The organism is Streptococcus sp. KR (assembly GCF_002238115.1).
Taxonomy (GTDB): domain Bacteria; phylum Bacillota; class Bacilli; order Lactobacillales; family Streptococcaceae; genus Streptococcus.
Genome location: NZ_NGVM01000008.1, coordinates 83,159 through 96,323 on the forward strand (window position 1 = coordinate 83,159; position 13,165 = coordinate 96,323).

10 protein-coding genes, 17 tRNA genes and 2 pseudogenes are annotated in these 13,165 nt (G+C 42.3%); 3 read left to right on the forward strand and 26 right to left on the reverse strand.

All coding sequences use genetic code 11. From position 1 onward, the window contains the following. Positions 1-6: 6 nt before the first annotated feature. A complete protein-coding gene (locus CBI42_RS04655) occupies positions 7-1,488 on the reverse strand; it encodes a UDP-glucose--hexose-1-phosphate uridylyltransferase (protein ID WP_094753363.1) in 1,482 nt (493 codons plus the stop codon). An 18-nt stretch (positions 1,489-1,506) separates the two neighbouring features. Next, a complete protein-coding gene (locus CBI42_RS04660) occupies positions 1,507-2,685 on the reverse strand; it encodes a galactokinase (RefSeq protein ID WP_094753364.1) in 1,179 nt (392 codons plus the stop codon). Between the two features lie 164 nt (positions 2,686-2,849). Between CBI42_RS04660 and galR the strand changes: the two genes are divergently transcribed. Beyond that, positions 2,850-3,854, forward strand: coding sequence for a DNA-binding transcriptional regulator GalR (gene galR, locus CBI42_RS04665; protein WP_094753365.1), 1,005 nt, complete (start codon positions 2,850-2,852; stop codon positions 3,852-3,854). A 33-nt stretch (positions 3,855-3,887) separates the two neighbouring features. Here galR and CBI42_RS04670 read toward each other — a convergent pair whose 3' ends face one another. After that, positions 3,888-4,778 carry a cation diffusion facilitator family transporter gene (locus tag CBI42_RS04670; protein WP_000095928.1) on the reverse strand — a complete coding sequence of 297 codons (891 nt, stop codon included), beginning with the start codon at positions 4,776-4,778 and terminating at the stop codon, positions 3,888-3,890. Between the two features lie 132 nt (positions 4,779-4,910). Between CBI42_RS04670 and CBI42_RS04675 the strand changes: the two genes are divergently transcribed. Continuing rightward, positions 4,911-5,447: a TetR/AcrR family transcriptional regulator gene (locus tag CBI42_RS04675; protein ID WP_004235331.1), complete on the forward strand. Its 537-nt coding sequence runs from the start codon at positions 4,911-4,913 to the stop codon at positions 5,445-5,447. 137 nt (positions 5,448-5,584) lie between these two features. On the opposite strand, the gene CBI42_RS04680 is transcribed toward CBI42_RS04675, so the two are convergent. The 5 genes and pseudogenes from CBI42_RS04680 to CBI42_RS04700 form a co-directional block, all read right to left on the reverse strand. Further along, positions 5,585-7,105 (reverse strand): ABC transporter permease/substrate-binding protein, encoded by a 1,521-nt coding sequence (locus CBI42_RS04680; protein ID WP_094753366.1) that lies wholly within the window; start codon positions 7,103-7,105, stop codon positions 5,585-5,587. Then, a complete protein-coding gene (locus tag CBI42_RS04685; protein ID WP_049488212.1) occupies positions 7,098-7,826 on the reverse strand; it encodes an ATP-binding cassette domain-containing protein in 729 nt (242 codons plus the stop codon). Before CBI42_RS04685 ends, CBI42_RS04680 begins: the two co-directional genes overlap by 8 nt. Before the next feature lie 14 nt (positions 7,827-7,840). Then, positions 7,841-8,035: pseudogene (locus CBI42_RS04690) on the reverse strand (nuclear transport factor 2 family protein); the annotation flags it as partial. A gap of 31 nt (positions 8,036-8,066) precedes the next feature. Then, positions 8,067-8,510, reverse strand: coding sequence for a MarR family winged helix-turn-helix transcriptional regulator (locus tag CBI42_RS04695; RefSeq protein ID WP_094753368.1), 444 nt, complete (start codon positions 8,508-8,510; stop codon positions 8,067-8,069). A 144-nt stretch (positions 8,511-8,654) separates the two neighbouring features. Further along, a complete protein-coding gene (locus tag CBI42_RS04700; protein WP_049488207.1) occupies positions 8,655-9,848 on the reverse strand; it encodes an O-antigen ligase family protein in 1,194 nt (397 codons plus the stop codon). Between the two features lie 283 nt (positions 9,849-10,131). Here CBI42_RS04700 and birA point away from each other — a divergent pair, with 283 nt between their 5' ends. Beyond that, a complete protein-coding gene (gene birA, locus CBI42_RS04705; protein WP_094753369.1) occupies positions 10,132-11,067 on the forward strand; it encodes a bifunctional biotin--[acetyl-CoA-carboxylase] ligase/biotin operon repressor BirA in 936 nt (311 codons plus the stop codon). A gap of 44 nt (positions 11,068-11,111) precedes the next feature. Here the strand turns inward: birA and CBI42_RS04710 are convergent. The 18 genes and pseudogenes from CBI42_RS04710 to CBI42_RS04795 all read right to left on the reverse strand — a co-directional run. Further along, positions 11,112-11,360, reverse strand: a pseudogene (locus CBI42_RS04710) (ISL3 family transposase); the annotation flags it as partial. Between the two features lie 242 nt (positions 11,361-11,602). Beyond that, positions 11,603-11,690, reverse strand: a tRNA-Ser gene (locus CBI42_RS04715). 6 nt (positions 11,691-11,696) lie between these two features. After that, positions 11,697-11,770 (reverse strand) — tRNA-Ile (locus CBI42_RS04720). Between the two features lie 34 nt (positions 11,771-11,804). After that, a tRNA-Gly gene (locus tag CBI42_RS04725) sits at positions 11,805-11,875 on the reverse strand. A gap of 20 nt (positions 11,876-11,895) precedes the next feature. Next, positions 11,896-11,968 (reverse strand) — tRNA-Phe (locus tag CBI42_RS04730). Positions 11,969-11,971: 3 nt separating this feature from the next. Beyond that, positions 11,972-12,045: transfer RNA gene (locus CBI42_RS04735), tRNA-Met, on the reverse strand. A 10-nt stretch (positions 12,046-12,055) separates the two neighbouring features. Further along, positions 12,056-12,145, reverse strand: a tRNA-Ser gene (locus tag CBI42_RS04740). Between the two features lie 12 nt (positions 12,146-12,157). After that, positions 12,158-12,231: transfer RNA gene (locus tag CBI42_RS04745), tRNA-Ile, on the reverse strand. A 13-nt stretch (positions 12,232-12,244) separates the two neighbouring features. Then, positions 12,245-12,318: transfer RNA gene (locus CBI42_RS04750), tRNA-Met, on the reverse strand. Between the two features lie 5 nt (positions 12,319-12,323). Beyond that, a tRNA-Pro gene (locus CBI42_RS04755) sits at positions 12,324-12,397 on the reverse strand. 15 nt (positions 12,398-12,412) lie between these two features. Further along, a tRNA-Arg gene (locus tag CBI42_RS04760) sits at positions 12,413-12,486 on the reverse strand. A gap of 11 nt (positions 12,487-12,497) precedes the next feature. Further along, positions 12,498-12,583, reverse strand: a tRNA-Leu gene (locus CBI42_RS04765). 7 nt (positions 12,584-12,590) lie between these two features. Next, positions 12,591-12,662 (reverse strand) — tRNA-Gly (locus tag CBI42_RS04770). Positions 12,663-12,684: 22 nt separating this feature from the next. Further along, positions 12,685-12,757, reverse strand: a tRNA-Thr gene (locus tag CBI42_RS04775). An 18-nt stretch (positions 12,758-12,775) separates the two neighbouring features. After that, a tRNA-Leu gene (locus tag CBI42_RS04780) sits at positions 12,776-12,857 on the reverse strand. A 5-nt stretch (positions 12,858-12,862) separates the two neighbouring features. Continuing rightward, positions 12,863-12,935: transfer RNA gene (locus tag CBI42_RS04785), tRNA-Lys, on the reverse strand. A 24-nt stretch (positions 12,936-12,959) separates the two neighbouring features. Then, positions 12,960-13,032: transfer RNA gene (locus tag CBI42_RS04790), tRNA-Asp, on the reverse strand. A 2-nt stretch (positions 13,033-13,034) separates the two neighbouring features. Then, positions 13,035-13,107: transfer RNA gene (locus tag CBI42_RS04795), tRNA-Val, on the reverse strand. Positions 13,108-13,165 lie beyond the last annotated feature (58 nt).

The following is a 13,165-nucleotide window of genomic DNA, read 5'->3' on the forward strand; positions in this document are numbered from 1 at the left end:
AAGCTCCTAGTCTGGCAAAATTCCGACCTGCTCCACAAAGCGCATAAAGGCTGCCTGCCCTTGTTCCGTCTGCTTGTAAACTCCTGCATCCTCAAGCACACGCGCAAAGATAGCACCAACAGAGTCCTTGACGATTTCAAGGGCTTTTTCTTTATCTGTTATGTCTGGATATTGGCCTCTAAGTTGGTCTGCCCATTCCTGATGATAAGAGGCAACCGTATCAGCTTCTCCTACAAGATAGCTAGCGACTTGCTCCACTTCTTCTTTCAGACGTGGTGGTAAGATTGCCAAGCCCATGACCTCAATCAAGCCGATATTTTCCTTCTTGATATGTTGGACATCTTGATGCGGATGATAGATGCCATCAGGATGTTCTGACGATGTCTGATTGTCCCGCAAGACCAAGTCCAACTCAAACTGTCCATCGCGTTTGCGGGCAATGGGTGTAATGGTATGGTGTGGTGTTCCATTACTTTCTGCCAAGACTTGCACCCTTGGATCTGAATATTGCCGCCATTCCTGCAAAATCTTATCAGCCAAGTTAATCAAATCCTCTGTGGAATCCGAAGTCAAACGCAGCACTGACATGGGCCACTTGACAATTCCAGCCTTGATCTGCTCAAAACCAGTAAAAGAGAAAGTCTTTTGCAAGGGAGCCAATTCCATAGGAAATACGTGACGGCCTCCCTGATAGTGGTCATGAGTTAGAATAGAGCCTCCCACAATCGGCAAGTCGGCATTAGATCCAGCAAAGTATCCTGGAAACTGCTCTACGATAGCTAGCAGACGCTCAAAACTCTGACGACTGATAGCCATGGGACGATGCTGGCCATCTAAGAAAATACAGTGCTCGTTAAAGTAAGCATAGGGCGAATACTGGAACCCCCACTCCTGACCCGCCATTTCAAAGCGGATAATACGGTGGTTGCTACGAGCTGGGTGGTTGACCCGACCATGATAGCCCTCATTCTCTAGACAAAGCTGACACTGAGGATAATTACTAGCTTGCACCAACTTGGCTGCCGCAATCTCTTTGGGATCCTTTTCAGGCTTAGAGAGATTGATAGTAATTTCAAGTTCACCGTAATCAGATGGAACACGATAAGCAATATTTTTAGCAATGGCCTTGAGTTTGATGTAGTCATTTTTCTGACTGAGTTGGTAAAAATCCTCTATCGCTTGCTCAGGAGAGTGGACATAGGTTTCCCAGAAGTCACGATTGACCTGACTCGGACAAGGGGTCACCAAATCCATCAGTTCAGCACCAAGGATTTCACGCGCAGTCTGACTATCCTCAATCGTCTCTAATCGAACGGCTTCCTCAACCAGCTGGTCCTTGAGGTCAATCAATTTATCCAGATTGGTCTCAACTTCCAAAACACCATCTCCCACTCGTGCCAAAACACGATTAGTCAGGTAGATTCGATCCATTTCCTCAAAGGTACTTTCAGTAATAACATGTGTTACAAATTTATCTACTAAGGTCACTATAGAGCCTCCTTTGGACTAGTCAAGGACGCGAGTGCCACCTGCAACTTCAGCGATATAGAAGCTTGGAGCGTATCCAACGACTTCCTCGTAGTGTTTGCCTACAGCTTCCTTAAAGGCCTCAACAGCATCTTTTTGCACCAAAGCAATGGCACATCCGCCAAAACCTGCCCCTGTCATACGAGCACCGAGAACTCCTTCTTGTGCCCAAGCTGTATGAACAAGAGTATCCAATTCCAAACCAGTTACTTCATAGTCATGCTCTAGGGAAACGTGTGACGCATTCATCAAACGACCAAATGTTTCCAAATCTCCTGCTTGGAGGGCTGCTTGAGCTTTAAGGGTACGTTGATTTTCAAGCACAGCATGGCGAGCACGTTTCAAACGATTTTCATCTTTAATCAGATAGCTATATTGGTCAAAGGCCCACTCATCCAATTCACCCAAGGTCTGAATATCTAAGGCTACTTGCAATTCTTCCACTGCTTTTTCACACTCAGCACGACGTTCATTGTATTTAGAGTCCGCCAATTCACGGCGTTTGTTAGTGTTCATAATAACAACGACATTGTCCTTCAAATCAAGTGGTACCAAATCATACTCTAAAGTGTTAGTATCTAAGTAAATAGCACGTTGGTCTGCACCCATACCGATAGCAAACTGGTCCATAATGCCAGAGTTGACTCCGATAAAGTTGTTTTCTGTTTGTTTTCCGATTTTAACCAAATCGAGACGCTCTAATTTCAAATCAAAGAGATGCTCTGCCACGACCCCTGTCAAAAGTTCCAAGGATGCTGAAGAAGACAAACCAGCACCATTTGGGATATTCCCATAAACATAAAAATCAAAACCTTTGTCAATCACGTGCCCAGCTTCTTGCAAGAAATGAAGGACACCTTTTGGATAGTTGGTCCAGTTGTGCTCTTTTTCAAACTTGAGATCCGCTAGAGGCACTTCGATGATACCCTTATCTTCAAAGTTGGCTGAGTAGAAACGCAAGACTTGGTCGTCACGCTTGCGAGCTGCACCGTATGTTCCCAAGGAAATAGCAGCTGGAAAAACGTGCCCTCCGTTGTAGTCTGTGTGTTCACCAATCAGATTGATACGACCTGGTGAGAAGAAAGTTTGGTCTGCTTCTTGACCAAAAACAGCAAGAAAGTCTTTACGAAGAGCTTCAGCAGTAAGATGTTGTGTCATATGAATTCTCCTTTGACTGTCCGTTAAGTCATCTTAACGTGTAATCGTTTTCTTCTATTGTATCCAAGGTATTTCCCAAGGTCAATCCTTTTTACTAAAATTTTACTAAACTATCGGTAAAAAGCAGAAAAATATGATATACTAACCTAAAAGAAGGAGGATTTATGGCTACCTTAAAAGACATTGCACAGCTAGCCTCTGTCTCTATCGCGACTGTATCCCGTGTCCTAAACCGCGACCAGAGCCTATCTGTTACAGAAGAAACCAGACACCGTATTTTAACCGTTGCTGAAGAGTTGGGCTACACTAAGCACCTCAAGACAGGCGAGTCCCACAAGCCCAAGCAAAAGATTGCCATTATCCAATGGGTCAGCGAACAAGGGGAGCTAGACGATCTCTACTACTACCAGATTCGCCTAGGAATAGAAAAAAGAGCCCAAGAACTGGACTATGATATTTTACGCTATTTTAATGACCATCCTTTTACACTGAGCGAGGAAGTCATCGGGATTCTCTGCATCGGAAAGTTTAGTCGAGCTCAGATCTCTGCCTTTGAAGAATACCAAAAGCCTCTTGTCTTTCTAGACAGTGATACTCTTTCACTAGGACATACCTGCATTATCACGGACTTTTACACTGCCATGAAACAGGTTGTCGATTATTTCCTCAGTCAAGGGATGGACCGTATCGGGATTCTAACAGGGCTTGAGGAAACAACAGACCAAGAAGAAATCATTGAGGATAAGCGGCTGGAAAATTTCAGAAACTACAGTCAAACAAAAGGAATCTATCATGATGAACTGGTCTTTCAAGGAAGCTTTACTGCCCAGTCTGGCTATGACTTAATGAAGGAGGCTATTCAGAACTTAGGAGACCAACTCCCACCAGCCTTTTTCGCAGCTAGCGATAGTTTAGCCATCGGTGCCCTCCGTGCGCTCCAAGAAGCTGGAATCAGCCTACCAGACCGCGTCAGCCTCATTTCCTTTAACGACACTAGTCTGACCAAGCAAGTCTATCCTCCCCTCTCCAGCATCACCGTCTATACCGAAGAAATAGGCAGAGCAGGCATGGATATTCTTAATAAGGAAGTACTCCACGGTCGCAAAATCCCTAGCCTAACCATGTTGGGAACCAGACTGACTCTGAGAGAAAGTACAAGGAATGAATAGGATAACAAAACGACCTCTAGCGAGGTCGCTTTTCTAATGATGATGCCCATGCTTCTGCTCTAATTCTCTCACCCTCCGCTTATGTTGCGCATGATTGCTTTGACTGCTATCTACTTCAATAGTGATATTCTGCACGCCTCTTTCTTCTAAACATTGACGCACCACTTCTTTGGTTTCCATCATCTGTTCCCAGTCCTTGATACAAATGTGAACAATAGCATTATTCTCTAGACCATCCATGGACCAAATGCTAAGTTGATTGACACTGTTGACATTGGGTAGAGCCTCTAAATCCTTCTCCAAATCACTTGTCTCGACTCCTTCTGGCACAGCATCTAGGAAAATTTTCAGTGCGCTCCAAAAGCGAGGAATGGCTTTCGACAGAATAAAGATAGAAATAACTAGTGATAAAAGCGGATCGAGGATATACCAGTCCGTAAATCGAAGAATAATCGCCATTAGAATGACGGCCAACCAACCAAGAGTGTCTTCCAAAAAATGCAGGCTAAGAATTGACTCGTTCTTTGTTTTCCCCTTACGAACTACCAGACTTGCTAGCACATTAATGGCTACTGCAATGATTCCCAGCCAGAGGATGCCTTCCTCATTGACGGGTTGCGGGTGAACAATCTTTGTGACATTTTCCAAGATCACTAGGACAGACCCTATCATAAGAATCACAGCCGTTAGCATGGCTCCTAAAAGACTAAAACGTTTGTAACCCAAGGTGTACTGTCTATCTTCTTCACGGTTTGAAATTGTTTCTAAAAGGGCTGAGATGCCAATGGCTATAGCATCTCCCAAGTCATGAACGGAATCAGCAAGAACTGCACTCGAACCAAAGATTCCTCCTGCGATAAACTCAACAATCGCATAGCTTAAATTTAAGAAAAAAGCTAACCAGATAGATGTTTTAGAACTCATTTCTCTCCCTCCTTTGGTATAATGGGTATATACATACTTCTTTCATTTGTATTATCTAATAAAATTCAAAGAAAGGATAGAAGCAAACTGTCAGCCATGTTCAGTTCTGAACAGTTTGTCTCAAGTGTCTACATGCCAAAAAGAGACCGTCGAGTCAGCAAGACGAAAAAAGCCATCTATCAAGCTTTTTTACAACTTTTGAACGACAAAGGCTATGATGCCACTACTGTTCAGGATATCATTGACCTAGCAGATGTTGGGCGTTCTACTTTTTACTGTCACTATGAAAGCAAGGAACTCCTTTTAGATGAGCTCTGTCGCTACCTCTTTCATCATCTCTTTGAAAGGGAAGGACACTTTACTACCGAGGACTACCTCGCACATATCTTTTTACATTTTCAGAAAAACCAGGACCATGTTACCAGTCTGCTATTTTCCAAAAATGACTACTTCCTCCGTCAACTCCATAAAGAGCTAGAACACCATGTCTATCCCATGTTGGCTGATGAGTTAAAAGAAGCCCACACTAATCTGCCTACTTCTTACCTCCAACACTTGGTCGTGTCCAACTTTATCGAGACATTGACCTGGTGGCTCAAAAAAGGACAAGACTTTACATACCAGGAAGTTGTCCAGTTTTATCTAGACCTTCTCATTCCTAAAAATTGAATACAGAGTAGAGCTCAGTTGCCTTATTTCTAGGCTACTGAGTTTTCATCTTTTCAACAATCAAAAAAGCCCAGACGAAATTGTCTGAGCATTTTTCTATATGGTCGTTTAACCAAGTTGAGTGTGACATTCTCAGTCTATTTCTTCAACAAACCTTGTTCTTGTAGAAACTCCTTGGCTACTTGCTCTGCTGACTTGCCTTCAACACCGACTTGGTAGTTGAGCTGGCTCATCTGGCTTTCAGTAATTTTACCAGCCAATTTATTGAGAACTGTTTCCAACTCTGGACGTTTCTTGAGAAGAGCTTCTTTCATTAGTGGAGCCCCTTGATAAGGTGGGAAGAGTTGCTTGTCATCTTCCAAGGCCTGCAAATCATAACGCGCCAACTCTGCATCAGTCGAATAAGCGTCCGTGATTTGAATATCACCTGACTGAATTGCCTGATAGCGAAGGGCTGGTTCCATGGTCGCCACATTGAGATTGAGACCATACATTGACTGCAAGCCCTTATTTCCATCTTCACGGTCATTGAACTCAAGTGTAAAACCTGCCTTCAACTGCCCTTCCACTTTTTTTAAGTCAGAAATGGTCTTCAAGCCATATTCTTGAGCAATCTTTTTCGGAACAGCTACAGCGTAGGTATTTTGATAAGACATAGGTTTGAGATAGGCTAGATGATCCTGTTTAGCAATGCCATCACGCGCCACCTGATAAACCTGCTCTGGCTCATGACTCACTTTCGGTGATGGTTGAAGCAGACTTTCAGTCACCGTACCAGTAAATTCAGGATAGATGTCAATATCGCCTTTTTTCAGAGCTTCATAGAGAAAGCTTGTTTTCCCAAAATTCGGTTTAACAGTCGCAGTCATACTGGTATTTTCTTCAATCAGTAACTTATACATATTGGCCAAAATTTCTGGTTCTGGACCCAATTTCCCAGCAATAACCAAGTTTTCTTTCTCTTTTTGAGCCAAAAGGGCTGGACTATAAGACAGACCGAGCAATATTGTCACCAAGGCAAAACCAGAGAAAATCGTCCGCAATTTTGCTTTTTCCATCACTTTTAGCAGGAAGTTAAAGGCAATGGCAAGCACTGCAGAAGAAAGGGCCCCAATCAAAATCAGACTGGCATTATTACGGTCAATTCCCAAAAGGATAAAGGAACCCAGTCCGCCAGCACCGATCAAGGCCGCCAAGGTTGCCGTACCGATAATTAAGACAGCTGCCGTCCTAATCCCAGACATCATAACAGGCATTGCAAGTGGAATTTCAAACTTCTTGAGTCGCTCCCACCTAGTCATCCCAAAGGCAATCCCAGCCTCTTGTAGACTTGGATCAATTCCCTTGAGTCCAGTGATGGTATTTTGTAAAATCGGAAAGATCGCATAGATCACTAGAGCTGTCAAAGCTGGCAAGGTTCCAATTCCCATCAAGGGGATAAAGAGCCCCAACAAGGCCAGAGACGGGATGGTCTGGAAAATCCCTGCAATCTGCAAAACCCAATCCGCCAACTTCTCATGATAGCGAAGATAAACAGCCAAGGGAATCGCTATAAAGATAGCCAGCAACAAGGTCAAAAGTGACAACTGCAAATGTTGAGATAGAGCTGTCAACCAATCACTAAAACGATCCTGAAAAGTTGCAATTAAATTAGTCATGAACACTACCTCCAAACAAGTCTGCTACAAAGTCTGTTGCAGGCGCTTTTAAAATTGTCTCGGGATTCGCTACCTGACGAATCTCTCCATCCTGCAAAACAGCAATACGGTCCGCCAATTTCAAGGCTTCATCCGTATCATGGGTTACAAAAATCGTTGTCATCCCAAACTCTTTATGCAATTCTTTTGTCAGAACCTGTAACTGTTTGCGAGAAATAGCATCTAAGGCTGAAAAAGGTTCATCCATGAGGAGAATCTTAGGCTGACCAATCATAGCACGAACAATACCAACACGCTGTTGCTCCCCCCCAGATAATTCACTAGGCAAACGATGTCCATACTCAGCTACTGGTAAACCAACCTTATCCAAAAGCTCCTCAGTTTTCTTAGCAATTTCTTCCTTAGTCCATCCCTTCATCTCAGGAATCAGGGCAATATTTTCCTCAACCGTTAGATTGGGAAAGAGAGCAATAGCCTGTAAAACATAACCAGTAGAAAGACGAAGTTCACGCTCATCATAGTCTTTGATACGCTTGCCATCCATATAAATATTTCCATCAGTCGGTTCCAAGAGGCGGTTGACCATCTTAATCATGGTCGTCTTACCTGATCCAGATGGACCAACTAAAACCATAAACTCGCCATTCTCAATTCGTAAATTGACATCTCTCAAGATATCTTTTTCTGTGTAGCGTAAAGCTACATTTTTGTATTCAATCATTCTGTATCCTCAATTTAAAACTTCCCTCGATTGGTCAAGTCTTCTACCTTAGGCATGACTTCCTTATTGTCCCAATGCTCCACAATTTTCCCGTTTTCTAGACGGAAGATATCGTACCGGGCATAGGTAAGACCATCAATCTGAGTCTGACCATAGCTAACCACATAGTTTCCTTGTCCTAAGAGTTGGAAAACAAAGTCAAAAATGACCTTTACTTATAAACAGCTAATTTGCTATATTCTAAACCTCATTTTCCTTCTCTTTCAGATTCGCCAAAATTCTTTCTTGAAAGGCTTCAAACTGACGAATTTCTTTCTTGGTGAATCCTTTGTAAAAGATCGTATCCAATTTCTGACTGACACGATGCCCCACTTCTTTCTGAGACTGCCCCAACTCTGTTAAAACCAAATACTTCTTACGCTTATCTTCTCCACATGGACTAATAGTTACAAGATTTTGTTCCTCTAGTTTTTTAATCATCGTCGTCAGCGTATTATTAGCAAGCCCAGTCGCAAGCGCAATATCTGTCGCAGTTGCGCAGCCAGTTTCACTATTCCATAAAACCGCTAAAATCTTGCCCTGTTCACCCCTATAAAGAGCCTCAGGATCTTTGCTCAGTAACTTTTGAAAAATCCGCCCATTCAACAAACGAATATGATGGGCTACCAAATGACTATCTTTCATGATACCTCCTTTTATTTCTACATCGAAACGAATAAAGCAATTGTAACACTTGTTATTCCATCTGTCAACTATTTCGATTTAGAAATAATTTTTCCCAGTAAAAAAATCTCCTACCCAAGGTAGAAGATTTCAATCTTATAAAACTTAATCCGTCATGTCCGATACCAACGTTCGATGCTCCAATGGAATACTGCACATAACTAGCAAGAAAATAAAGCCTGACTGAATCCAGAAGAGGGCCAAGTCAAAGATTCCGTGTACAGCAACCACTGTAAGGAAAGATAGATAAAGACCAATAATCGGACGTTTCCCCGACTCCTGACTCATATCCATCATCAAGCGAACAGGAGCCACAGAAGACAAAACTAGTAAAATGGTCCCCACAATTCCGTAACTCAGAATCGTATCGATATAAAGACTGTGAGCATGTTCATGATAAGGAGCATGTATCCGAGGATAAGAGTGCATATAGGTTAATGGCCCCTCACCCCAAAAAGGATTTTGCTTAAACAAGGCCATCCCAGCATCCCAAATAGAGATCCGTTCTTCCATAGAAGAGTCTAAAGTCCCCATCCGAACTCCTAAATCACTGGAAAAGAGGAAACTCAAGCCAATCGCAAAGACCCCAATACTAAGCCAAAAGGCCTTCCAGTTTTTAATGGTCGTAAAGAGATAAATAATGGCTCCAGCGATAATAGCAGGAAAGGCAGTTCGATTTTGAGTAAAGTTCAAACCAAAGAGATTCACAAAGCCTGCAAACGCACAGAATACTTTCAACCAATTCAATTTGGTCGTTGTAAACAGATAGAAAGCAATCATGATACAGAAACAACAAATAATTCCATAATAATTAGGATTAAAGAAGGTCACTTCTGCACGATTCTGATGCCACACCTGCATATTGGGTGAAAGAAAAGCATAGTTAAATTTCTTCACAATTTGGAAATGTTCTAAACTCGCAAAAGCAGCTGACAAGACGCTACCAAACAAGACGAGCTGCAAAATCAATCGAAAGAATTTATGTGATAAAATCGACTGATAGTGCAAAAAGAAAACAGTAAATAGAAAAATTCCTACTGAAGCTACAACTCCCATCCAATTTTGTGCAAAAACGGATATAACAGTACTATAGCCAAGAAAAAGAAGCAGCATCGGATGCTCCCCCATTTTCTGAAGAATACTTTTCATGTCTCCTGTAAAAATCAAACTAATAATATATAAACAGAATACAACTACAAAAAGATAAAAGGGTAAAAAGATACTCAGGATAATTCCCAATAAAATCAGTTCTTTACTAGACAACCCTTTCAGCTTTTCAATAAAGCCTATTGATTTCAAAACGAATCCTTTCTCTCCAAATCAGTTGATTCAGATAATAGTAAGCTACCCTTTATTGTACCACTTTTTTAGCAATTTGAAAACAAAGAAAACGTTTCCCTAGGTAAAAAAGCGAGCAAAAATACTGAGATTTCACATCTCAAGCTTAATGACTAGATTCACTCTAAAAAATCGTGCCGAAAATAGTAGGCATATGTTAAAATAGTAGTAATAAAATATAGATTAGAAGCAACTATCCAAACTAAAATCAAATCATATACTATTCTTAAAGAAAGGAAACACTATGAAATCCTACCAAGCCGTCTACCAAATTCTAGCTAAAGAAACCGACTATATCAGCGGAGAAAAAATCGCAGAAGAACTATCCCTAAGCCGAACATCAATTTGGAAAGCCATCAAGCGTCTAGAACAAGAAGGCATTGAAATTGATAGTATCAAAAACAAAGGCTACAAACTGGTGAATGGAGACCTTATTCTTCCAGAACTTCTAGAACAAAATCTTCCAATTAAAATAAGTTTTAAACCCGAAACAAAATCAACTCAACTAGATGCAAAAGAAGCAATTGATTTAGGGAATGAAGCAAACACCCTCTATATAGCTTCCTATCAAACAGCAGGCCGAGGTCGATTTCAACGTTCTTTCTACTCACCACAAGGTGGCATTTATATGACACTCCATCTCAAACCAAATCTCCCTTACGACAAATTACCATCCTACACACTACTTGTAGCAGGAGCTGTCTACAAAGCCATTAAGAACCTAACTTTAATTGATGTCGACATAAAATGGGTCAATGATATCTACCTAAACAATCATAAAATTGGAGGAATCCTTACTGAGGCAATGACCTCTGTAGAAACTGGCTTAGTCACAGATATCATTATTGGAGTAGGTATTAATTTCACTATTAAAGACTTTCCTCAGGAATTAAAAGAAAAAGCTGCTAGTTTATTTAAAACACCAGCACCTATTACCAGAAATGAATTAATCATAGAAACCTGGCGGACTTTCTTCGAAGCACCAGCAGAAGAGCTATTATACTTATACAAAAAACAGTCATTTGTTCTAGGAAAAGAAGTGACTTTTACACTAGATCAAAAAGACTACAAGGGACTTGCTAAAGATATCTCTGAAAATGGAAAACTTCTAGTTCAATGTGATAATGGAAAAGAAATCTGGCTAAATAGTGGCGAAATTTCACTCAAGAGTTGGAAGTAATAATAAACTAGCACAACCGTAAAATCAACAATATATACAAATTTTAGTATTTCTTCAGCCCAATACAGTTGAAAAAGAGCCATTTTAAGGAGAATTCTAGTAGGAATACCAGTCGTTTCTAGGTAAGGGGTCTTAGACGATTTTTGAAAGTCATATTTCTTCATTTGACTTCCAGAACTAGGACAAGATGGGGCATTGTATTCCAGTTTCGCGATGATTTCCTTGTGAGTATCCCTATTGACGATATCTAAAATCTTGATATTTTGGTCTTTGATATCGAACAATTTTGTGATAAAATGTAACTATTCCATATGATTCTTTCTAATGATGGTTTGGTTGCTTTTCATTATAGATCATATGGAACTTTTTTCTACATAAAAATAGGCTCCATAATATTTATAGGGGGGGTACCCACTACAAATATTATGGAGTCTTTTTATCGCTCTGAATACCAAAAAAGAAAGGACGAAATGTGTCCTTCCTAGAACTTAGCTTTTCTTCAACCCACTACAGTTGACAGAGAGTCGAAATTAAACGGAGAATAAGGGATTCGAACCCTTGCGCCAGTTACCCGACCTAACGATTTAGCAAACCGTCCTCTTCAGCCTCTTGAGTAATTCTCCTATTAATGGGCACGAGTGGACTCGAACCACCGACCTCACGCTTATCAGGCGTGCGCTCTAACCACCTGAGCTACGCGCCCAAGTTAAAAAACTTGGTAATTGAACAAAGTTCAAAGCGGGTGACGAGAATCGAACTCGCGACAACAGCTTGGAAGGCTGTAGTTTTACCACTAAACTACACCCGCATAAAAACTATAAATAAAAATGGCGCGAGACGGAATCGAACCGCCGACACATGGAGCTTCAATCCATTGCTCTACCAACTGAGCTACCGAGCCTTATTGCGGGAGCAGGATTTGAACCTACGACCTTCGGGTTATGAGCCCGACGAGCTACCGAGCTGCTCCATCCCGCGTTATTACAAAAGGAGGATGTGGGATTCGAACCCACGCACGCTTTTACACGCCTGACGGTTTTCAAGACCGTTCCCTTCAGCCGGACTTGGGTAATCCTCCATATTATTTAAATGGACCTTGTAGGACTTGAACCTACGACCACTCGGTTATGAGCCGAGAGCTCTAACCAGCTGAGCTAAAGGTCCAACAAGATCATTATAGCGGCGAAGGGGATCGAACCCCCGACCTCCCGGGTATGAACCGGACGCTCTAGCCAGCTGAGCTACACCGCCATATATCGGGAAGACAGGATTCGAACCTGCGACACCTTGGTCCCAAACCAAGTACTCTACCAAGCTGAGCTACTTCCCGAGTTAAATAGAAAAATGCACCCTAGAGGAGTCGAACCTCTAACCGCCTGATTCGTAGTCAGGTACTCTATCCAGTTGAGCTAAGGGTGCTCATTATATTATGCCGAGGACCGGAATCGAACCGGTACGATCGTTACCAATCGCAGGATTTTAAGTCCTGTGCGTCTGCCAGTTCCGCCACCCCGGCCTCTCTAAGCGAACGACGGGATTCGAACCCGCGACCCCCACCTTGGCAAGGTGGTGTTCTACCACTGAACTACGTTCGCACTGTTTTCTTCTATCTAAAAATGCCGGCTACATGACTTGAACACGCGACCCTCTGATTACAAATCAGATGCTCTACCAACTGAGCTAAGCCGGCTCATTTATTATATCTTAATGCGGGTTAAGGGACTTGAACCCCCACGCCGTTAAGCGCCAGATCCTAAATCTGGTGCGTCTGCCAATTCCGCCAAACCCGCATATATGACCCGTACTGGGCTCGAACCAGTGACCCATTGATTAAAAGTCAATTGCTCTACCAACTGAGCTAACGAGTCTAAAATAACTTACGTTATCTTAAACGGTCCCGACGGGAATCGAACCCGCGATCTTCGCCGTGACAGGGCGACGTGATAACCGCTACACTACGGGACCTATGGGAGTTAACGGGATCGAACCGCTGACCCTCTGCTTGTAAGGCAGATGCTCTCCCAGCTGAGCTAAACTCCCTAGAGCTAAGCGACTTCCATATCTCACAGGGGGCAACCCCCAACTACTTCCGGCGTTC

Excerpts from the sequence above, each read along its gene's own strand:
- CBI42_RS04680 (WP_094753366.1), bottom strand. The coding sequence starts at position 7,105 with ATGACTAATTTAATTGCAACTTTTCAGGATCGTTTTAGTGATTGGTTG.
- CBI42_RS04660 (WP_094753364.1), bottom strand. The coding sequence starts at position 2,685 with ATGACACAACATCTTACTGCTGAAGCTCTTCGTAAAGACTTTCTTGCT.
- CBI42_RS04675 (WP_004235331.1), top strand. The coding sequence starts at position 4,911 with ATGCCAAAAAGAGACCGTCGAGTCAGCAAGACGAAAAAAGCCATCTAT.
- CBI42_RS04695 (WP_094753368.1), bottom strand. The coding sequence starts at position 8,510 with ATGAAAGATAGTCATTTGGTAGCCCATCATATTCGTTTGTTGAATGGG.
- galR (WP_094753365.1), top strand. The coding sequence starts at position 2,850 with ATGGCTACCTTAAAAGACATTGCACAGCTAGCCTCTGTCTCTATCGCG.
- CBI42_RS04685 (WP_049488212.1), bottom strand. The coding sequence starts at position 7,826 with ATGATTGAATACAAAAATGTAGCTTTACGCTACACAGAAAAAGATATC.
- birA (WP_094753369.1), top strand. The coding sequence starts at position 10,132 with ATGAAATCCTACCAAGCCGTCTACCAAATTCTAGCTAAAGAAACCGAC.
- CBI42_RS04670 (WP_000095928.1), bottom strand. The coding sequence starts at position 4,778 with ATGAGTTCTAAAACATCTATCTGGTTAGCTTTTTTCTTAAATTTAAGC.